The sequence below is a fragment of the Paracoccus methylovorus genome (assembly GCF_016919705.1).
In the GTDB taxonomy this organism is placed as follows: domain Bacteria; phylum Pseudomonadota; class Alphaproteobacteria; order Rhodobacterales; family Rhodobacteraceae; genus Paracoccus; species Paracoccus methylovorus.
This window is the reverse complement of the sequence record NZ_CP070371.1, coordinates 234,351-255,288: the sequence shown is the minus strand read 5'-3', so window position 1 is coordinate 255,288 and position 20,938 is coordinate 234,351. Positions and strand designations below refer to the sequence as shown.

At 64.2% G+C, this 20,938-nt stretch carries 18 protein-coding genes; 5 read left to right on the top strand and 13 right to left on the bottom strand.

The features are described 5' to 3' along the window. The 3 genes from atpA to JWJ88_RS14365 all read right to left on the bottom strand — a co-directional run bounded on the left by atpA (position 1) and on the right by JWJ88_RS14365 (position 3,196). A complete protein-coding gene (gene atpA, locus JWJ88_RS14375) occupies positions 1 to 1,536 on the bottom strand; it encodes a F0F1 ATP synthase subunit alpha (protein ID WP_205296473.1) in 1,536 nt (511 codons plus the stop codon). Then, on the bottom strand, positions 1,536 to 2,096 hold the full coding sequence (locus JWJ88_RS14370; protein WP_205296472.1) for a F0F1 ATP synthase subunit delta: 561 nt from the start codon (positions 2,094 to 2,096) through the stop codon (positions 1,536 to 1,538). Before JWJ88_RS14370 ends, atpA begins: the two co-directional genes overlap by 1 nt. Positions 2,097 to 2,413: 317 nt before the next feature. Further along, positions 2,414 to 3,196, bottom strand: a complete 783-nt coding sequence (locus JWJ88_RS14365) for a methyltransferase domain-containing protein (RefSeq protein ID WP_205296471.1) — start codon at positions 3,194 to 3,196, stop codon at positions 2,414 to 2,416. Between the two features lie 51 nt (positions 3,197 to 3,247). Between JWJ88_RS14365 and gloB the strand changes: the two genes are divergently transcribed. Both gloB and clpA read left to right on the top strand, forming a co-directional pair. After that, entirely contained in the window at positions 3,248 to 3,994 is a 747-nt protein-coding gene (gene gloB, locus JWJ88_RS14360) for a hydroxyacylglutathione hydrolase (RefSeq protein ID WP_205296470.1), read from the top strand. A gap of 262 nt (positions 3,995 to 4,256) precedes the next feature. Continuing rightward, positions 4,257 to 6,578: an ATP-dependent Clp protease ATP-binding subunit ClpA gene (gene clpA, locus JWJ88_RS14355; RefSeq protein WP_205296469.1), complete on the top strand. Its 2,322-nt coding sequence runs from the start codon at positions 4,257 to 4,259 to the stop codon at positions 6,576 to 6,578. 186 nt (positions 6,579 to 6,764) lie between these two features. On the opposite strand, the gene mfd is transcribed toward clpA, so the two are convergent. Together mfd and JWJ88_RS14345 are read right to left on the bottom strand one after the other, a co-directional pair. Continuing rightward, positions 6,765 to 10,229 (bottom strand): transcription-repair coupling factor, encoded by a 3,465-nt coding sequence (gene mfd / locus JWJ88_RS14350; protein WP_205296468.1) that lies wholly within the window; start codon positions 10,227 to 10,229, stop codon positions 6,765 to 6,767. A gap of 42 nt (positions 10,230 to 10,271) precedes the next feature. After that, positions 10,272 to 10,838 carry a hypothetical protein gene (locus tag JWJ88_RS14345; RefSeq protein ID WP_205296467.1) on the bottom strand — a complete coding sequence of 189 codons (567 nt, stop codon included), beginning with the start codon at positions 10,836 to 10,838 and terminating at the stop codon, positions 10,272 to 10,274. Positions 10,839 to 10,993: 155 nt separating this feature from the next. Between JWJ88_RS14345 and hemB the strand changes: the two genes are divergently transcribed. Together hemB and JWJ88_RS14335 are read left to right on the top strand one after the other, a co-directional pair. Continuing rightward, a complete protein-coding gene (gene hemB / locus JWJ88_RS14340) occupies positions 10,994 to 11,992 on the top strand; it encodes a porphobilinogen synthase (protein ID WP_205296466.1) in 999 nt (332 codons plus the stop codon). 89 nt (positions 11,993 to 12,081) lie between these two features. Further along, positions 12,082 to 12,636: a lipid-binding SYLF domain-containing protein gene (locus JWJ88_RS14335; RefSeq protein WP_205296465.1), complete on the top strand. Its 555-nt coding sequence runs from the start codon at positions 12,082 to 12,084 to the stop codon at positions 12,634 to 12,636. Positions 12,637 to 12,689: 53 nt separating this feature from the next. Here JWJ88_RS14335 and JWJ88_RS14330 read toward each other — a convergent pair whose 3' ends face one another. Then, positions 12,690 to 13,337 (bottom strand): lytic transglycosylase domain-containing protein, encoded by a 648-nt coding sequence (locus tag JWJ88_RS14330; RefSeq protein WP_205296464.1) that lies wholly within the window; start codon positions 13,335 to 13,337, stop codon positions 12,690 to 12,692. A 209-nt stretch (positions 13,338 to 13,546) separates the two neighbouring features. Between JWJ88_RS14330 and ssb the strand changes: the two genes are divergently transcribed. Beyond that, entirely contained in the window at positions 13,547 to 14,050 is a 504-nt protein-coding gene (gene ssb / locus JWJ88_RS14325; protein WP_205296463.1) for a single-stranded DNA-binding protein, read from the top strand. Between the two features lie 31 nt (positions 14,051 to 14,081). On the opposite strand, the gene JWJ88_RS14320 is transcribed toward ssb, so the two are convergent. Genes JWJ88_RS14320 through JWJ88_RS14290 form a run of 7 tightly spaced genes read right to left on the bottom strand, consistent with a single transcriptional unit; the run spans position 14,082 to position 20,912 of the window. Beyond that, positions 14,082 to 14,852, bottom strand: coding sequence for a FadR/GntR family transcriptional regulator (locus tag JWJ88_RS14320; protein ID WP_205296462.1), 771 nt, complete (start codon positions 14,850 to 14,852; stop codon positions 14,082 to 14,084). Positions 14,853 to 14,860: 8 nt separating this feature from the next. Further along, positions 14,861 to 16,345: a M81 family metallopeptidase gene (locus JWJ88_RS14315; RefSeq protein WP_205296461.1), complete on the bottom strand. Its 1,485-nt coding sequence runs from the start codon at positions 16,343 to 16,345 to the stop codon at positions 14,861 to 14,863. Further along, on the bottom strand, positions 16,342 to 17,601 hold the full coding sequence (locus JWJ88_RS14310) for a Zn-dependent hydrolase (RefSeq protein WP_240200331.1): 1,260 nt from the start codon (positions 17,599 to 17,601) through the stop codon (positions 16,342 to 16,344). The genes JWJ88_RS14315 and JWJ88_RS14310 overlap by 4 nt, the downstream gene beginning before the upstream one ends. Before the next feature lie 11 nt (positions 17,602 to 17,612). After that, positions 17,613 to 18,317 (bottom strand): ABC transporter ATP-binding protein, encoded by a 705-nt coding sequence (locus JWJ88_RS14305; protein ID WP_205296459.1) that lies wholly within the window; start codon positions 18,315 to 18,317, stop codon positions 17,613 to 17,615. Beyond that, positions 18,314 to 19,081, bottom strand: coding sequence for an ABC transporter ATP-binding protein (locus tag JWJ88_RS14300; RefSeq protein ID WP_205296458.1), 768 nt, complete (start codon positions 19,079 to 19,081; stop codon positions 18,314 to 18,316). The genes JWJ88_RS14305 and JWJ88_RS14300 overlap by 4 nt, the downstream gene beginning before the upstream one ends. 1 nt (position 19,082) lies before the next feature. Beyond that, a complete protein-coding gene (locus JWJ88_RS14295) occupies positions 19,083 to 20,054 on the bottom strand; it encodes a branched-chain amino acid ABC transporter permease (RefSeq protein ID WP_205296457.1) in 972 nt (323 codons plus the stop codon). Between the two features lie 3 nt (positions 20,055 to 20,057). Next, positions 20,058 to 20,912: a branched-chain amino acid ABC transporter permease gene (locus tag JWJ88_RS14290; RefSeq protein ID WP_205296456.1), complete on the bottom strand. Its 855-nt coding sequence runs from the start codon at positions 20,910 to 20,912 to the stop codon at positions 20,058 to 20,060. Positions 20,913 to 20,938 lie beyond the last annotated feature (26 nt).

Here is a 20,938-nt window from a genome sequence, read left to right as displayed (position 1 = left end):
TCAGGCGTAGGTCTTGGCGTAACCGTCCAGCGCTGCCTTGATCGCATCCTCAAGCTCGCCCGCAACCTTGCGGTCGTTCTTGGTCATGTCCTCAAGCAGATCGGCCTTCTGGTTGCGCAGGAACTGGAGCAAGCCCTGCTCCCATTTGGTCACTTCGCCCACCGGGATGCTGTCCAGATAGCCCTTGGTGCCGGCATAGATGACAATGACGATCTCGGCAGTGGTCAGCGGCGAATATTGCGGCTGCTTCATCAGCTCGGTCAGGCGGGCACCGCGGTTCAGCAGTTTCTGCGTCGCGGCGTCAAGATCCGAACCGAACTGCGCGAATGCAGCCATCTCGCGATACTGCGCCAGCTCCAGCTTGACCGGACCGGCGACCGACTTCATCGCCTTGGTCTGTGCGGCCGAACCCACGCGGCTGACCGACAGGCCGGTGTTCACGGCCGGGCGGATACCCTGGAAGAACAGCTCGGTTTCCAGGAAGATCTGGCCGTCGGTGATCGAGATCACGTTGGTCGGAATATAGGCCGACACGTCGCCCGCCTGGGTTTCGATGATCGGCAGCGCGGTCAGCGAACCGCCGCCATTGGCTTCGTTCAGCTTGGCCGAACGTTCCAGCAGGCGCGAGTGCAGGTAGAACACGTCGCCCGGATAGGCTTCACGCCCCGGCGGACGGCGCAGCAGCAGCGACATCTGACGATAGGCCACGGCCTGTTTCGAAAGGTCGTCATAAATGATCAGCGCATCCATGCCGTTGTCGCGGAAATATTCACCCATCGCGGTGGCCGAATAGGGCGCGAGATACTGCATGGGGGCCGGGTCCGAGGCGGTCGCCGCGACCACGGTGGTATAGGCCATGGCGCCGGTCTCTTCCAGCTTCTTCACCAGCTGGGCAACGGTCGAACGCTTTTGTCCCACCGCGACATAGATGCAGTGCAGGGTCTTCATGCCATCGGCCTCGCGGCCGTTGTAGTTCGCCTGGTTCAGGATGGTGTCCAAGGCGATCGCGGTCTTGCCGGTCTGGCGGTCGCCGATGATCAGCTCGCGCTGGCCGCGACCGACCGGGATCATGGCGTCGACCGATTTCAGGCCGGTCGCCATCGGTTCGTGCACCGATTTGCGCGGCATGATGCCGGGGGCCTTGACGTCGGCGACGCGACGCTCGGATGCGTTCAGCGGGCCCTTGCCGTCGATCGGGTTGCCAAGCGCGTCAACGACGCGGCCCAGCAGTTCCTTGCCGGCCGGGACTTCCACGATGGTGCCCGTCCGTTTGACGGTGTCGCCTTCCTTGATGTCGCGGTCGTCGCCGAAGATCACGATACCGACGTTGTCGGTTTCGAGGTTCAGCACCATCCCGCGGATACCACCCGGGAATTCGACCATTTCGCCGGCCTGAACCTTGTCCAGACCATAGACGCGAGCGATACCGTCACCGACGGACAGCACCTGCCCGACCTCGGCCACCTCGGCGTCCTGACCGAAATTCTTGATCTGATCCTTGAGGATGGCCGAGATTTCGGCTGCCTGGATTCCCATTATCCGACCTCTTTCATAGCATTCTGGAGGGAGGCGAGCTTAGAGCGGATCGAACTGTCGATCATCTGCGAGCCCAGTTTGACGATCATGCCGCCGATGAGGCTTTCATCGACACGCGCGTTCAGTTTCACCTTCTTGCCCGATTTCGCGGCCAGCGTATCCGCAAGGCGGGCTTTCTGTTCGTCCGTCAGCGCCTGGGCGCTGACCACGTCGGCGGTCATCTCACCCTTCGCATCCGCGATAAGACTGCGCAGCTTGGCCAGGAATTGCGGCAGGGCGAACAGCCGGCGGTTGCGAGCCAACAGGCGCAGCGTGTTGGCCAGTTCGGTCGAAAGCCCCATACGGTCGGCAAGCGCACCGACTGCGGCTTCCTGCTGCTGGCGGTCGTAAAGCGGCGAGAGGGTCAGATCGCGCAGATCCTGGCTGGCGTCATAGGCCGAGGCCAGATCGTCGATCTGGGCAGACAGGGCGTCGATGCCGCCCGAGTCCCTGACCAGATCGAACAGGGCCTGCGCGTAACGCCCGGCGATATCAGCGGAAATCGAAGCGGAATTGGCCACGGTCATCCTTCCGGTTAGCGCAAGCTCCGCTGGCGGGCCGGCTGGCGGGCCGGTCTGTCGCGGAGCGCGGGTCAAGGGGTAGGCCCTGGCACAATCCGGCTGGAGCCTTCCCGAAATCTGCGGCGTCTCTAGCAGGTGCTTTTCCTTGCCGCAACCGCCTTGCACACGGAAAAATGAGGCTTTGCGCCCCTCGGCAAGGCCGGACTGCGACAGATTGCGCAAACATTGGTTCGGCGGGCCGCTCGCGCGCGCGGAAAGCTATGGTGCGGGCAGCTTTGGCACGGGTCAGAGATTCGCCCCCGAAAGCCGGCTTCGGGCTAGCTCGGGTCCCGTGCCGTCCGCCCCGCGCCCTGCCCGGCCGGTCGAGGCCGGGCGATGCCTTCCAGCACCGCCAGCGGGCTGGGAACGCTGACGCGTCGCCCCGGCCCGACCGGAGCCTGCACCTGTTTGCTGAATTCCGTCAGTACCACACCTGCAACCAGCACCTGGCTGATGCGCAAGCCTGTGCGCTCCCACATCTGCGCGCTTTTCAGCCAGAACCGGCGATCAGATGGCGGAATGTAAAGCGCGGCCCCCGTGCGTTCGGTTACAAAGCCGGCCTCGCGCGCCTGAACCTCTAGCTGACCCGCACTATAGCTGCGCCCAAAGCCAAAGGGCGTGGTCTCGGACCGGGCCCACAATCCGGCGCGGTTCGGCACCATGATCACCAGCCGCCCGCCCGGGCCAAGCACGCGCCAGGCTTCGTCCATCAGCACGGCAGGATAGTCCGCCGTCTCCAATGCATGCAGCAGCACCAAACGGTCCACGCTGCCTGTATCCAGCGGCCATGCCGTTTCCTCGCACAGAACGGAGCAGTTCGGCATCCCCGCCGGCCAGGCCATCACGCCCTGCGGCCCCGGCATCAACGAGATCACCCGCCGCGCCCGCGCCAGATAAGGGCGCAACAATGGCGCCGCAAAGCCATAGCCCGCCACCGTCATGCCCTGCGTCTGATCGGCCGGCCACAATGCCGTCAGCCGGTCACGCAGGACACGCTGCACGACCCGGCCCAGGGCACGGGTGTAATAGAATTTCCGCAGCTCGAATACGTCGTGATGCATTGCGCCTCCCGCCTTGCAAGGCCAGACTGCGGCAAAGAGAGGAATTTGCCAATGCCGCTGGAACTCGTCCCCGTCCGTTGCCTGACAGACAATTACGCCTGGCTTCTGCATGGGAATGGGCAAACCGCGCTGATCGATGCCCCCGAAGCCGCGCCCATCCTGCATGAACTGTCCGCGCGCGGCTGGTCGCTGGACCAGATCGCGCTGACCCACCACCACGCGGATCATATCCAGGCCGTGCCCGAACTGGTTAAGGCGACCGGCGCCCGGATCATCGGCAATGCGCAGGACGCCGACCGCCTACCGCCGTTGGACCAGCCGGTCCACCCCGGCGAGCGCTTCGCCCTGTGCGGCGAAGAGGCGCATGTCATCGACGTGTCCGGCCACACCATCGGCCATGTCGCATTCCACCTGCCCGTCTCGGACATGGTGTTTACCGCCGACAGCCTGATGGCCCTTGGCTGCGGGCGACTGTTCGAAGGCGATGCCGAAACCATGTGGGCCTCGCTCACGCGGTTGAACGCCCTGCCCGGCCAGACGCTGATCTGCTCGGGACATGATTATTGCCGCGGCAACGGCGCCTTTGCCCTGTCGGTTGATCCCGACAATGCGGCTCTGCAGCAAAGACTGGCCGAAACGGCGGCCGGCCAACGCCCCTGCGCACCCTCCACCCTCGCCGAGGAACGGGCGACCAACCCCTTCCTGCGGGTCAGGGAACTGGCAGAATCCTTGGGGCTCTCCGACGCCGGGGATGCCCTGGTTTTTGCCGAGCTCCGCGCCCGAAAGGATCGATTCTGATCCGCTTTTGCAACGCAGCAAGGGAAATCGGCCCAATGCGCTTTTCCGTGCCGGAAATGCCATGCCGCGCGCCCGAATGCTTGAAATTTCGCAAAGCAAATATCACATCTGCCTCAACCACAGGAAATTCGGCATGAGCGGAAGCAAATACCGCTTGAATTGCGCGAAAAACCACCGATTCTTAACTGTATCGTGACAGTCTGGTCAGGTGGACCGCTAAATCTGGCGGCCCATACCGCCAGCCGACTGACAGGAGCTTGAAGTGCCGTCCTTTTCGACCTCGCTGGAACAGGCCATCCATGCCGCGCTTGCGCTGGCCAACGAACATCATCATGAGCTCGCCACGCTCGAGCATCTCTTGCTTGCGCTGACGGAAGAGCCCGATGCCGTGAAGGTCATGCGGGCGTGCAATGTCGATCTGGATGAGTTGCGCCGCATGCTGGTCGAGTTCATCGAGGACGACCTTTCCACCCTCATCACCGATGTCGAGGGTTCCGAGGCCGTCCCGACAGCCGCATTCCAGCGCGTGATTCAGCGCGCCGCGATCCACGTCCAAAGCTCGGGCCGGACCGAGGTGACGGGGGCCAACGTCCTTGTCGCCATCTTCGCCGAACGCGAATCCAACGCCGCTTTCTTTCTGCAAGAGCTGGACATGACGCGCTATGATGCGGTGAATTTCATCGCCCATGGCGTCGCCAAGAACCCCTCTTTCTCGGAAAACCGCCCGGTTCAGGGCGCAGAGCAGCAGGCCGAACAGGCTCAGGCGGAAACCAGTCAGGCCAAGGATGAATCCGCGCTGGCGAAATATTGCGTGGATCTGAACAAAAAAGCCGTCAAGGGCGACGTCGATCCGTTGATCGGCCGCGCGGATGAGGTGGAGCGCTGCATCCAGGTGCTGTGCCGGCGGCGCAAGAACAACCCGCTGCTGGTCGGGGATCCCGGCGTCGGCAAAACCGCCATTGCCGAGGGGCTGGCGCTGAAAATCACCCGGGGCGAGACGCCGGACGTGCTGGCCGGCTCGACCATCTATTCGCTGGATATGGGCGCTCTTCTGGCCGGCACCCGCTATCGCGGCGATTTCGAAGAGCGGCTGAAAGCCGTCGTCAAGGAGTTGGAAGAGCATCCCGACGCCATCCTCTTCATCGACGAAATCCATACAGTGATTGGCGCCGGTGCCACCTCGGGCGGGGCGATGGATGCCTCCAATCTGCTGAAACCGGCTCTGGCGGGCGGCAAGCTGCGCTGCATGGGCTCGACCACCTACAAAGAGTTTCGCCAGCATTTCGAAAAGGACCGCGCGCTTGCGCGTCGTTTCCAGAAGATCGACGTGAACGAGCCGAACGTGCCCGACACGATCAAGATCCTGATGGGGCTGAAGCCCAGCTTCGAAAAGCATCACGACCTGCGCTATACCAACGACGCGATCAAGATGGCGGTCGAGCTTTCGGCCCGCTACATCCACGACCGCAAGCTGCCCGACAAGGCCATCGACGTGATCGACGAGGCGGGCGCCGCGCAGCATCTGGTCGCGGAAAGCAAACGTCGCAAGACCATCGGCCCGAAAGAGATCGAGGCGGTGGTGGCTAAGATCGCCCGCATCCCGCCGAAAAGCGTTTCCAAGGACGATGCAACGGTGCTGAAGGATCTGGAAGCAACGCTGAAACGGCTGGTCTTCGGCCAGGACGCGGCGATCGAGGCGCTTTCTTCCGCGATCAAGCTGGCGCGCGCCGGCTTGCGCGAACCCGAAAAGCCCATCGGCAACTACCTCTTCGCGGGACCGACAGGGGTGGGCAAGACCGAGGTCGCCAAGCAACTTGCCTCATCTCTCGGGGTGGAATTGCTGCGCTTCGACATGTCGGAGTACATGGAAAAGCACGCGGTCAGCCGGCTGATCGGCGCGCCTCCGGGCTATGTCGGCTTCGATCAGGGCGGGCTCTTGACCGACGGCGTGGATCAGCACCCGCATTGTGTGCTGCTGCTTGACGAAATCGAAAAGGCGCATCCGGATGTCTATAACATCCTGTTGCAGGTCATGGACCACGGCAAGCTTACCGACCATAACGGCCGGCAGGTGGATTTCCGCAACGTGATCCTGATCATGACCTCGAACGCAGGCGCCGCCGATCAGGCCAAGGCCGCCTTCGGCTTCGGACGAGAGCGTCGCGAGGGCGAGGATACCGCCGCCATCGAACGCACCTTCACGCCCGAATTCCGCAACCGGCTGGATGCGGTCATCAGCTTCGCGCCGCTCTCGCGCGAGATCATCGTGCAGGTGGTCGAGAAATTCGTCCTCCAACTCGAAGCGCAGCTCATCGACCGCGGCGTTCATATCGAACTCAGCCCGGAAGCCGCCAACTGGCTGGCCGAGCGTGGCTATGACGAAAGAATGGGCGCTCGTCCGCTGGGCCGGGTAATCCAGGAATCGATCAAGAAGCCTTTGGCCGAAGAGCTGCTGTTCGGTCGCTTGACCAAAGGCGGCGTGGTCCGGGTCCGGATCGAGGATGACAAGCCCGTCTTCGACATCACCGGCCCGGAGACCCCAAGGATCAGCCGCTCCAAGCCGCCGCTGCTGACAGCCGACTAGAGAACCCCCAAGGCGGCGCCCACAGGTGCCGCCTTTTTCTTTCACAGCCCCTAGCCCGTGTTTCTTCCGGTCGAAATATCCCGGGGGTCCGGGGGCAGCGCCCCCGGGACGGACCTTGCAAAGCGCGCCGCCGCTGAAGCCCTATCCCTGCCCAAATACGCACCCAAAAAAGGGGCCGGCCCAATATCAACCTTTCGCCTTGCCTTCCTTGATCTTGGCAGCCAGATCCTTGGCGATGGCGAAACTGCCCTTGATACGATCGGCATCGGTCGGCCAGTCACGCAAGATGACGATCCGGTTGTCGGTTACCTTGGCCTGGCCCCGCTGATCGTGGATGAATTCGACCAACCCGGCGGGATTGGGGAACTTGTCGCCATGGAACTGGATCGTTGCCCCCTTCGGCCCGGCATCCAGCTTGGCGATATTCGCGCGCTTGGCCATGGCCTTGATGCGGATGACCAGCAACAGCGTGTTCACCTCGCGGGGCAGCGGACCGAAACGGTCGATCAACTCGGCGGCGAACCCCTCCAGCTCGACCTTGCTGGTCAGCCCGGCCAGCCGGCGATAAAGGCCCAGCCGCACATCCAGATCCGGCACATAGCTTTCCGGGATCGTCACCGGCACACCCAGATTCAACTGCGGCGCCCATTCGTCCTCGGGCGTGCCCTCGATCTCGCCCGACTTCAGCTTGGCAATCGTCTCTTCCAGCATCTGTTGGTAAAGCTCGAAGCCGACCTCCTTGATATGGCCGGATTGCTCTTCGCCCAGAAGGTTCCCCGCCCCCCTCAGATCCAGATCCTGCGAGGCGAGGTTAAAGCCCGCGCCCAAACTGTCGAGCGCCCCCAGGAACTTCAGCCGCCGCATGGCCTGCGGCGTCAGGGGCACGCGCGGCTTGGTGGTCAGATAGCAATAGGCCCGGGTTTTTGAACGCCCGACCCTGCCGCGGATCTGGTAAAGCTGCGCCAGGCCGAACATATCGGCGCGCCAGACCACCATGGTGTTCGCGGTCGGGATATCCAGCCCTGATTCGACGATGCTCGTCGCCACCAGCACATCCGCGCCCCGGTCGTAAAAGCCGTTCATCCGGCGGTCGAGATCGCCCGCCGCAAGCTGACCATGGGCGACAATATAGCTGACCTCCGGCACATGCTCTTTCAGCCATTCCTCGACCTCGGGCAGATCGGTCAGGCGCGGCACGACGAAGAAACTCTGCCCGCCGCGATATTTCTCGCGCACCAGCGCCTCGCGGATGGTGACGCTGTCGAATTCGCTGACATAGGTGCGGATCGCCAGCCGGTCGATCGGCGGCGTGCCGATGATCGACAGATCGCGAACCCCCGTCAGCGACAGTTGCAACGTGCGCGGAATCGGAGTCGCGGTCAGCGTCAGGACGTGGATGTCGCTGCGCAATTCCTTCAGCCGCTCCTTGTGGGCAACGCCGAAATGCTGCTCTTCGTCCACCACCAGCAGCCCAAGGTTCTTGAAGCGCACCTGCTTGGACAGAACCGCATGGGTGCCGACGACAATATCCACGGTGCCCTCCGCCAGACCCTTGCGGGTCGCAGAGGCATCCTTGGCGGATACGAAGCGCGACAGCGGCCGGACATTGATCGCCGTGCCGCGGAAACGCTCGGCAAAGGTGCGGAAATGCTGGCGGGCCAGCAGTGTCGTCGGCGCCACCACGGCGACCTGACGGCCCTGCGAGGCGGCAATAAAGGCTGCGCGCATGGCGACCTCGGTCTTGCCGAAACCCACGTCGCCCACGACCAGCCGGTCCATCGGGCGGCCTGCGGCCAGATCCTCGGCCACATCGGCGATGGCAGCAGCCTGATCGTCGGTTTCCGCATAGGGGAATCGAGCGGCGAACGTTTCGATCTCGTGATGCTCGGGCTCAAGGACCGGGGCCGGGCGCAGCAGCCGTTCGGCCGCGACCCGCATCAGCCGGTCGGCAATCAGCTTGATCCGTTCTTTCAGGCGGGCCTTGCGCGCCTGCCATGCACCGCCACCCAGCTTGTCGAGCAGACCCTGTTCGTGGCCATAGCGGCTCAGCAACTCGATATTTTCGACCGGCAGGTACAGCCGGTCGCCGCCGGCATATTCCAGCGCCACGCAATCATGCGGCACGCCAAGCGCCTTGACGGTTTCCAGCCCGGTATAGCGGCCGATGCCATGCTCGACATGCACCACCAGATCACCAGGGGTCAGCGTGGTGGTGTCACGCAGGAAATTCTCGGCCTTGCGACGCTTTTTCGCGCCCCGGATCAGCCGGTCGCCCAGCACGTCCTGTTCCGAGATCACCGCCAGCGCACCCGTCGCCGAACCGTCCGAGGTAAAGCCTCCTTCCAGCGGCCACACCGCCAGCCCCAGCGCGCCGGCCTGATCGGGCAGGTCGCGAAGATCGGCGATGGGTTTGGCGCCCTTGATGCCTTCATCCAAGATCAGCCCGGCAAGCCGCTCGCGCGCGCCTTCCGAGAAGCTGGCGATCACCACCCGGCGGGAAGCCAGAGTACTTCGAAGATGATCGGCAAGGGCTTTGAAAATATTTCCTTTCTCTGCCTGCCGTTCGGGGGCGAAATTACGCCCGACCCGCCCGCCCGCGTCCAGAACTCCCGGCCCGGGGGGCTGGGGCAGGACCGACAGCCGCAGCACCCGATGCACGGCCAGCCAGCGCGTCCATTCGGATTCGTCCGGGAACATCATGTTGGGGGGCACCGGACGATAGACGGAATCGGTGCCGCCCTTGCGCGCCAGCGCCTCGCGCCGGGCATCAAACTGTTCGGTGATCGTGTGCCAGCGCGCATCGCGCACCTGCTCCAGATGATCGTCGGTGACGACCGAGGCATCGGGCAGATAATCGAACAGGCTTTCCAGCCGCGCATGAAACCACGGCAGCCAGTGCTCCATCCCCGCTATCTTGCGGCCTGCGCTGATCCCCTCATAAAGCGGATCGTTGGCACCGCCGCCATATTCCGCACGGTAGTTCTGGCGGAAACGGGTGATCGCAGCTTCGTCCAGGATCACTTCGGACATGGGCGCAAGCTCGATACGGTCGAGCTTTTCGGTGGAACGCTGTGTTTCTGCGTCGAATCTGCGCGCGCCATCCAGCACGTCGCCAAACATATCCAACCGGATCGGGCCAGATTCACCGGGCGGGAAGATATCGATGATCCCACCCCTGACCGCGAAATCGCCCGGCTCGGTCACTGTGGGCGCCTGCACGAAACCCATTCTGGCGAGAAAGGCGCGCAAACCCGCATCATCCATCCGGTCGCCCACGGCAGCCGAGAAACTGGCATCGCGCAGCACCTCGCGCGCGGGAACGCGCTGCATGACGGCCGAAAGCGTCGTCAGCAACACGAACGGCCCCTTGAACGCACCATGTGCCAGCGCCGTCAGCACCGCCATCCGGGCCGCCATCACCGCCGGCGCAGGTGAGACGCGATCATAGGGCGTCGTATCCCAGGCCGGGAACTCCAGCACCGCGACAGCAGGGGCAAAGAACTCCAGCGCAGCCCGCATCGCGGCCATGCGCCGGTCGTCGCGGGCGATATGGATGACGGGTTTGCCGCGTGACAGTTCGCGCGCGATCAGCGCGGCATCCATGCCTTCGGGCGCGCCGGAGAGGATCAGGTGTTCTGGATGAGAGGACATGACCGCTGAGGTAAAGCCGGCGCCGGGGAAGTCAAGGCCAAGTCAGTAGCCAAAAGGATGCACGATCATCCAGATCGCCCCATAAAAGGCGGTCAGGGCCACTGCCAGGATCGACAGAACCGTTATCACCACCCGGTGACGACGCATCAGTCGCGCGGCTTGCACCCCGGCCTCGTTCGCCGGCAGACCGACCTCGGCGCGTGCCAGCACCGCGCGCAATCGCCCCGCCAGCCGCAGTTCCAGCGCAAAAAGCAGGGCAAAGGGCAGGATCAGCAGCACAAGCGCCTGCGCCATCTCCAGCCCATAGCCAAAGCCCAGAATGGCCAGCGTCGTCAGCAGGAACGAACCCAGTCCCAACAGGATCGCGCCCTCGCGCTGGTCGATGCGCCATCGCGGCAACGTCAGCGACAGCCAGTCGAGCAGCCGCAACGCAGCCGGATCATCCTCGGGGCCTGGCTCGATCCCGATGGCTCGGGTGATCACGTCCGAAGGCACGCCCAGAATGCGCCGCCCCGCCATCGTCCAGGCGAATGTCAGGATCACCCAGAACCAGATCGAGCCAAAGGACCGGCTGTCCAGCAGGGCGAGAATTCCCTCGGGTCGGGGCACGTCTTCTCCTTGCATCGGTTGTGCAGGGCAAACTAACCGGGCCTGACGCAAAGGAAAACCGTGATTTTCCGGCATGGGCGGCAAGGGGTTGCACCCCGGCGGGCATGGGTGCAGTTTCGGGCGCATATTCGCCATTGCAGCCCACAGGCAGGTTCATGTCTCCGACCCATATCACCGCCCCCTTCCCCGCCACCCGTCTGCGCCGGCTGCGTCGCACACCCGCATTGCGGGCAATGGTGACAGAGGTGGACCTGACTCCGGCCAACCTGATCTGGCCGATCTTCGTGACCGAGATCGCGGGTGGCGCGGGCGAGATCCCCTCGATGCCCGGGGTCGAACGGCTGACGCTGGACGGGGCGAAGCGCGCGGCGGAAACCGCGATGCGGCTGAACATCCCGGCCATCTGCATCTTTCCGCATTCGGACCCGGACCTGAAAACCGAAAGCTGCGAGCGTGCCTGGGACCCCGAAAACATCGGCAACCGCGCCATCCGCGCCATCAAGGAGGTCGCGCCGGATCTGGCGGTGATGACCGATATCGCGCTGGACCCCTATAATGCCAACGGCCATGACGGGCTGGTCAGGGACGGGGTAATCCTGAACGACGAAACCGTCGAGGCGCTTGGCCGCATGGCGCTGGCCCAGGCCGAGGCCGGGGCGGATATCCTTGGCCCCTCGGACATGATGGACGGGCGCATCGGCGCATTGCGCCGCCAGCTTGAAACGAACGGCCACAAGGATGTGGCGATCCTGTCCTATGCGGCGAAATTCGCCAGCGGCTTCTATGGTCCGTTCCGCGATGCGGTGGGGGCCTCGGGGCGGCTTGTCGGCGACAAGAAGACCTATCAGGTGAACCCGGCCAACCGTGAAGAGGCGATGCGCTGCGTCGCCCGCGATCTGGCCGAGGGGGCAGACATGGTGATGGTCAAGCCGGGCATGCCCTATCTGGATATCTGCCGCATGGTGCGCGACCAGTTCGGGGCTCCGACCTTTGCCTATCAGGTCAGCGGCGAATACGCGATGATCGAAGGTGCAATCCGCAATGGCTGGCTGTCGCGCGACGTGGTGATCGAAAGCCTTCTGGCCTTCCGCCGCGCAGGTTGCGACGGCATCCTGACCTATTACGCACCGCAGGTGGCCGAAACGCTGGCATGAAGCCGCGTGGTCCTTTATCATCGCCGCCCTGACAGGCGGGCCAACCGCCGAGCTGGGAACGAGGGCGAAAGATGATGTATTCCAAAAGGATGAGCCGGCGTCTTGTATTGCTGGGCGGGGCCGCGCTGGGGCTGGCGGGCTGCTCGAACGCAATCGGGCAGGATGCGCCCTCGCGACTGGACGCGCGCGTCGATGCGACCCGGGATTTCCTGCTGCGCACCTATCCCAACGTCGCGCCCATGATCCAAAGCGCCAAGGGCGTCCTATACATGCCGCTGATGACCGAGGCCGGCTTTGGCTTTGGCGGCGCCTATGGTCAGGGTGCGCTGCGCATCAACGATGTGACGGTGGATTACTATTCGGCAACGCAGGCCAGCGTCGGCCTGCAGATTGGCGCGCAGCAATATGCCCATGTGCTGATCTTCCAGACCGATGCAGCGCTGGCCGATTTCCGTCGCGCGCCGGGCTGGGTGGCCGAGGCTGGGGCATATTACGCCCTGCCAGCCGGAGGCGTCTCGATGGGCGCCGATACCATCACCGCACAACAGCCGGTCGTGGCGATGGTCTTTGGTCAGTCCGGGCTGATGGCCGGTGCCTCGATCGCCGGAACGAAATACACCCGCATCATCCCCTCGACTTTCTGAGGGGGGCGCAGCTTCACAAAAAAGGCCGGGCGCGCTGCCCGGCCTTTTTGCGTTCAACTGCCGTGGATGATGCGAACGTAATTGCGTGTCTCGCGATAGGGCGGCACGCCGCCGTATTTCGCCACTGCCGCAGGCCCGGCGTTATAGGCGGCCAGCGCCAGCCGCCAATTGCCGAAGGTGTTATACATCATACGTAGATAGCGCGCCCCGCCTTCCAGGTTCTGGATCGGATCGTTCGGATCGACGCCCAGTTTCGCGGCCGTGCCCGGCATCAACTGCGCCAGCCCCCGCGCCCCCTTGTGCGAGCGTGCCGAAGGGTTCCAGCCCGATTCCTGCTGCACGAGGCGCAGGAACAGATCTTCGGGAATGCCGTGCTTACGGGCCATGGCTCGGGCATGAGGCAGGAACTCGCTGCGCCGACTGCCCTTGTAGGCGGGAATCGCAGTCGGGAGATCCAGTTCAACCACGCTTTTGGTCGAGGTGCCGCCCGGGCGCAGACGCGCGGATTGCTGGTATTGCCCGGCCAGACGCGAATCCATCAACCGGGTCTGACGCTCGAACTGCGCCACACGGGATTTGCCGCTTTTTACCTGCAGCCGCAGCCCTTCGGCCGCAGCAGGCGCGGCCAGCCCGGCCGAAATCGTCAAGGCCATCACGGCCCGGCCCAACTGGCGCAGCATCGCCCGATCACGTGAAAGCATCACTGGTCCCTCATGCATGCCGTCGTCTTTTTTGGGCGGTACTATAACGTAAAGCCGGGCGAGCGCCGCAAGAGGATTTGATGGCGCATCCCAATACATAATTATCGGCGGATTTTCGCCTATTGCTCATATCACGCCATTCCGCTTGCCCCTGCAACCCATCACGCGCTACACCCGCGCGAGGAAGAATAATCGAAAAGGACCGCAGCATGGCAGGCAGCGTGAACAAGGTGATCCTGGTCGGTAATCTGGGTCAGGACCCAGAGGTCCGCAGCTTCCCCAGCGGCGGCAAGGTCGCCAACCTGCGTATCGCGACCTCGGAGACATGGAAGGACCGCAACACCGGCGAGCGCAAGGAGCGCACCGAATGGCACACGGTCGCCATCTATTCCGAGCCCTTGGTCCGCGTGGCCGAGCAATATCTGAAAAAGGGCTCGAAAGTCTATGTCGAGGGCCAGCTGGAAACCCGCAAGTGGCAGGACCAGAACGGCAACGACCGCTATTCGACCGAAGTGGCGTTGCGGCCCTTCCGCAGCGAGTTGCACATGCTCGACAGCCGCGGTGGAGCGGGCGGCGGCGGTCGCGATGACAGTTATGGCGGCGGCTACGGTGGCGGCAGCTACGGTGGCGCGAGCGGTAGTGGCAGCAGCGCGCCATCGGGCGGCGGACAGCCGCAGAGCCGTCCCGATTTCGACGACGACATCCCGTTCTGATCCCATCCCGGCCCGCAAAGGCCGGGATTTTTCAAAACCGGCTTAGCAGATCCGAGCGGAAAGAGGCGTCCAGCCGGCGCATGTAACTTTCGGCGCAACACATATGTTCGTGCATGATCCGGGCCGCCGCATCGCCGTCACCGGCCCGAAGCGCGGCCAGCAATTGCTTGTGGCTTTCGATATTCGCCTCGCCGAAAATCTCGTGCTCGCGCATGCTTTCGCTGCGATAGCTGACCAGATCGCGCAGCATGCTGTTCAGGAAACGGCACATGAAAACCAGGATCACATTGTCCGAAGCTTCGCATAGGATGTCGTGGAACTCGGTCTCGGCCCGGCGCACAACGGCGCGATCCTGCGCGGTATTCGCCTGCTCGCAGATAAGGATGTTGTTTTCGAGCCGGCGAAAATGCGACTCGGTCAGCTTGCCGATGACATTGCGGGCCAGGCTGACCTCCAGCGACTGGCGCAGTTCATAGACCTGGGCGAAATCCAGCTTCTGAAAGTGCAGATATTGCCGAAGCTGCTGGGTCACGATGTCGATCGAGGCCGGCTGGATCTCGGGTCCGCCATTGGGGCCTGACAGCATACGCACCAGCCCCTCGACCTCCAGCGCCTTCAGCGCCTCGCGGATGGTGCCTTTCGAACAACCGTAATGCTCCATCAGCGCACGCTCGTTGGGCAGGCGGTCGCCGGGGTGCAACCCGTCGCGCGCGATGCGGCGGCGAATATCCTCGGCCACCTGATCCGACAGCTTGATGCGGGTAAGCCTGCGTTCCTTGCCTGCCGGTGCGTCCTGATCCATGCGGTCCTTCAGTCTTGCCAGATTATCCCGGCGTCCAGCGGATATATGGGCCGGGCGAGCTTTTTGAAAGCAAAGAGATCGTAATTCGAAGCAGTTACGCCCGAGCTTGCGCATTCGACCACGGCTTTCGCGAGCGGCTCGAACACGGGGCGGCAATACATGCGCGATTTCAGATGCAGAAAGCGCGCCTTGGTAGCGTCCAGGCCAAGACAGGAAAAACAGCCCAGATCCAGCGGCTCATGCGGTTCTTCGCAAATCACGATCTGCGCGGTGCCGGCATCGAATGCGGCGGCCCGGCCCATGGACAGTTCCTGCCCGTGATAGATCGGGCCGCTGACGCGATAGCGCCCGTCCGACAGCGCCATGACCCGTCCGGTCAACCGCAGCGGCGGATGCGGGGCGGGCAGGCCATCGGCAGGGGTCTTGTTGCCCAGCAGTATCTGAACCTCGGCCCCTTCGCCTGCCGCAAAAAGTTGCGCGACGGTTTCGGGATCGGCAACGGGACCGACAAGAATGCCGTCCTGACCCGCAGCCAGCAGTTCCTCCAACACATCCATCACGTCGCAGCTTCCGCCCGACATGCAGTTATCGCCATGATCCAGCAGCAGCACCGGCGCCGCACCATCCGCCAGCGCAGCGGCGCGGGCGATGGACTGCGGCAAAGGTTCCTCGGCATAGACATATTCGGCACGCCGCCGCCATGCCTCGCGCCCCAATTCCTGCGCAACCTCATGCGCGAGCTGAGGGGTGTCGGCTACGGTGACGATGGAAAGGCCCGTCTCGGCCAGATCGGCGATGGGAAAGCCGCCAAAGACCGATACCGCCTGCACGCCGGGCCGTGTTTCAGCTTGCCGCGCCAGCGCGATCAGGTCGGTCATGGCGCAATCGGTCGTGGTGTTCATGCACAGGGTCGCGGCCAGCATCGGCGGATGGGACAGCGCCATCGCCGGACGCGGCGCGCCAGCCAGCAGCGGCTCGAACATGCGGATCACATGCTCGCCGGTCTCTACCATGTCCACATGCGGATAGGTCTTGAAGCCGACGATCACGTCGCAATGATCCAGCATGCCTTGGGTGATATTGCCATGCAGGTCCAGCGCCACGCCGGTCGGCACGCCCGGCGCGCTTGCGCGGACACGACGCAAAAGCTCGCCCTCGCCATCGTCATGGCTGCGGGTGACCATGGCACCATGCAGGTCCAGCAGGATACCGTCGCAGCCTTTTTCCACAGCGGTCAGGATCGCCTGCGCCATCGCCTCGAACGCCTCGTCCTCGACCGGGGCCGAGGGCATGGCGTGGGCAACCACGGGCACTTCGATTTCCGCACCGATACGACGAGCGAAGGCATAAAAAGCCCCCAGAGCCGCCGGATAGTCCCGGGCCGCCGCCAGCGCGTCGCCCCCCCATTTGGGGGCAAAGGCGGCAAGCGGGGTTTTTACCGGCGAGAAAGTGTTGGTTTCATGGTTCACCCGGGCAAGAACAAGGCGGGTCATGCCGCGGCCTCGCGGCGGCTTTCGGACATGCGGCGATCATAATCCAGCACCGCCTCCAGCAGCACCTGCGCACCGGCGGCGCATTCCCCGGGCAGGGTCGATTCGGCTGGGTTGTGGCTCAGCCCACCAGCGCAGGGCACGAAGATCATCGTCGTCGGCGCCACCGCCGCCGCATGGGCCGCGTCATGGCCCGCGCCCGAGATAATGTCGCGCGTCGAATAGCCGGCAGCCTTGGCCCCTGCCCGCACTGACGCGATGCATTCCGGGTCGAACACCACCGGCGCTGTGCGCGAGATCTGCTCCAGCCGATGCGTCAGCCCGACCGCCTCGGCCGCATTGCGCACCAGTTCATCCACCTGCGCCTGCATCTGATCCAGCACCACGTCCGAGGGGTGGCGCAGGTCGATGGTGGCCCGCACCTCGCCCGGGATCACGTTATGCGAATTGGGACTGATCTCCAGAAAACCGATGGTGCCCACGGCATCAGGATGCGCCTTGGCGATGCGGTCGATGCCCTCGATCACCCGCGCCATGCCCAAAAGCGCATTGCGGCGCATGTGCATCGGGGTCGAGCCGGTATGCGCCGCCGTGCCGGTCAGCGTCAGTTCGAACCAGCGCATGCCCTGAATGCCCTGCACCACGCCCACTTCGATGCCCTCGGCCTCCAGGATCGGCCCCTGTTCGATATGCAGCTCGAACATGGCGCCAAAGCGGATCGCGCCCGCCTTGGCCTCGCCGCGATAGCCGATGCGGTCAAGGCTGGCGCCGAATGTATCGCCGCTTACATCCGCCCGCGCATCGCCATAGTTGCGGTCATAGACCCCCGCCCAGATGCCCGAACCCAGCATGGCCGGCGAAAAACGCGAGCCCTCCTCGTTGGTCCAGTTGACCAGCATCAGCGGCGCCTCGGTCCGGTAGCCGGCGGCATCCAACGTGCGCAGCACCTCCAGCCCCGCCAGCACACCCAGCACGCCGTCGAACTTGCCGCCTGTCGGCTGGGTGTCCAGATGGCTGCCCATGGCGATGGCGGGCAGACCCTCGCGCGCACCGGGACGGGTGGCGAACATATTGCCCACCTCATCCACGGTCATGGTCAGCCCCAGCGCGTCGCATTGCGCCCGAAGCCAGTCGCGCACGCGGCGGTCGTCATCCGAAAGCGTCAGCCGGGCGATACCGCCATCCGGCGTGCCGCCGATCCGCGCCGTTTCCATCAGGCTGTCCCACAGCCTTTCCGCGTCGATTGTCAGATTGGACATGGTGGTTTCCTTCATGCCTTCACGCCCAGATAGCGGTCGATGGTATCGGGGTCGCTGCGGAACTGATCGGCCGTGGCACAATGCACGATCTGGCCCAGTTCCAGGATGTAATGCCGGTCGGCAAGTTGACTGCAAACGGCAAGGTTCTGCTCGACCAGCAGGATCGGCACGCCCGCTTTGCGGATCAGGCGGATCTGGTCGACAATCTCTTCGACGATGATCGGGGCCAGCCCCTCGACCGGCTCGTCCAGCATCAGCACCTTGGGGCCATTCAGCAACGCCCGGGCGATGGACAGCATCTGCTGCTCGCCCCCGGAAAGCTGGCCGCCGCCGTTCTTCCTGCGCTCTTCCAGCCGCGGAAAGATGCGGTAGATATCCTTGATCGACCACGGCGAGCCGCGGCGTACCGCGATGCGCAGGTTTTCCTCGACCGTCAGCAGTTGGAAGATGCCCCGATCCTCGGGCACCAGCGACAACCCGGCCGAGGCGATGCGATGCGCCGGTTGGCCGGTCATGTCGCGCCCCTCAAGCTCGACCCGGCCACGTCGCGGCGTGATCAGGCCCACGGCGGATTTCAGGGTAGTGCTTTTCCCCGCCCCGTTGCGGCCCAGCAGGGTGACGATCTCGCCCTGCCCGACCTCCAGCGTGACGCCCTGAAGGATGTGGCTTTTCCCGTAATAGCTGTGCAGATCGGTCAGTCGCAAAGCCGGCGTCATGCGATGTCCCCCGTGATCATGTTGCCCAGATAGGCGCGCTGCACCTCGGGGTCGTCGCGAACCTGGGCGGGCGGTCCCTCGACCAGCTTGCGACCCAGCCGCATCACCGTCACCATATCCGAGATGTTCATGACGATGCCCATGTTATGTTCAATGAACAGCACGGTGTGATCGCGGCCCAGGTCGCGGATCAGTTGCTTCATCGCCTCGATATCGTCGATGCCCATGCCCGATGTCGGCTCGTCCAACAAGATGACACGCGGTCGCGCCGCCATGGCCATACCGACCTCCAGCCGGCGCTGCTGGCCGTGCGACAGCTCGCCCGCCAGCCGGCCCGAGACGGCGCCAAGCGCCAGACGTTCAGTCACCTCATCGGCGATCGAAAGCGTCTCGGTGTTCGCCTCGGCCCGCCGCCATGGCGCCAGAGCCTGCCACGGCGTGCGACCCTGCGCGGCAAGGCGCAGGTTCTCGCGCAGCGTCAGGTTCGGGAACAGGCTGGTGACCTGAAAGGACCGGGCGATCCCCAACCGCACCCGGTCGTCGTCACTGGTCGCGGTGATGTCGCGCCCATCCAGTTCGATCCGCCCCGAGGACGCCCGTACCCGCCCGGTCAGTGCGTGAAACAGCGTGGTCTTGCCCGCCCCGTTCGGACCGATGATCGAATGGACCGAGTTGCGGCGGATCGACAGGTCCACCTCGGCCAGCGCGTGGAAGTTTCCGTATTTGACCCCAAGGCCGTGGGTCTGCAATGCGATGTCGGTCATCTCAGGGCTCCTCGACCGGGGTGTCGGGCGCGCGGTCGCGGCGGAAGATCAGGTCATAGCCCCGCTCGACCAGACCCCACAGACCGCGTTGCAGGAACAGCGCCACCGTGACCAGCACCAGACCCAGCAGCAGCAGCCAGCGCGGCCAGATGGTGGAAAGCGTATCGGCCAGCAGCAGGTAGAACCCCGCCCCCAGCACCGAGCCGAACAGGCTGGAGCTGCCGCCGATGATGGTCATGATCAGGATCATCTCGCTGGTGTGGTATTCGATGTTCGACAAGGGCGCGACGCCGATCAGCATGGCATGCAGCGCACCGCCGAATGCCGTGACCGCACCCGAGATAGCGAATGCCTCGATCTTGAACAGCCTGGTCGGAAAGCCGATGGCGGCGGCGCGGCCCTCGTTCTCGCGGATAGCAAGCAGGGTGCGGCCAAAGGTCGATTGCGTGACCATGACAAGGATCGCGAAGATCGCCACGAAGCAGATCGCGACATAGGTGTAATAGGACCAGGGCGCGTTCAGGACCGTTCCGCCGATACTGGGGCGCGGAACGCCCAGCAGGCCATTGTCGCCGCCGGTCAGGCCGCTGAACGTATAGGCCATGAAGTAGAACAGTTGCGAGAAGGCCAGCGTCAGCATGACGAAATACACCCCTTGCCGGCGGATCGACAGCCAGCCGACCAGCGTGGCCGTGGCCGCGCCCAGCAGGGCGGCGCCGGCCAGCACCAGCGGCACCGGAATGGACCAGCGCGTCAGGCAGATGCCCGCCGCGTAGGTGCCGATGCCGAAGAAGATGCCCTGACCAAAGGACAGCAGCCCCGTATAGCCCAGCAGCAGGTTGCAGGCCGCAACGACCATGGCAAAGATCAGGATTTCGGTCGCAAGGATGCCCGAGGTCAGAAACATCGGCAACACCGCGACTGTCAGCACCACCAGTGCAAGCTGTGCGAAAGGTTTATCAAGCGGGTTCATCGCCTATGCCCTCCCCAACAGGCCGCGCGGCATCAGCGCGATAACCAGCGCCATGCCGACATAGATCATCAGACGTGCGCCCTCGGGCCACAGGGTCGTCATGACGCTTTGCACCACGCCGACCAGCAAGCCCGCGACAAGCGCGCCGGTATAGCTGCCCATGCCGCCGATCACGACGACGACGAAGGCGACGGACAGCGCCTCGGCCCCCATGAAGGGCTCGACACCCCGGATCGGCGCCGCAAGCGCCCCCGCCAGCCCTGCAAGCCCGGCGCCAAAGCCGAAGACCACCGTGTTGATGCGCATGGTGTTATAGCCCAGCAGCGCCATGTTCGCCGGCGATTCCGAACCGCCGCGAACGATGGCGCCCAGACGTGTCCCTTCCAGCAGCCACCACAGCAGCCCGGCCAGAACGGCGGTGAAGCCGATGGTGAACAGGCGGTATTGCGGATAGATGAAATCGCCCAGGATGACGACGCCCTGCAGCCCCGCAGGCGCAGGCACCGAGCCGCCCAACGGCCCCCATGCGATGATCGCAAGCTCCTGGATGACCAGCGCAAGCCCGACCGTCACCAGAATGTGGAAGGTATGCGGCAGCTTGTAGATGCGATGCAGCAGCAGCGCCTCGATCAGCGCGGCAACGCCGGCGACGATCAGCGTGGCCAGCGGCATGGCGGCCCAAAAGTTGAAGCCGCGCATGGTCAGGTCATAGGTCAGATAGGCGCCCAGCAGATAAAAGGCGCCATGGGCAAAGTTCACGAATTGCAGCAGGCCGAAGATGACGCTTAGGCCGACCGCAAGCAGGAAATACAGCATCCCCAGACCGATGCCGTTCAGAACCTGGAAAAGGTAGATCACGAGCTTCTCCTGAAACCGGGCGAAAA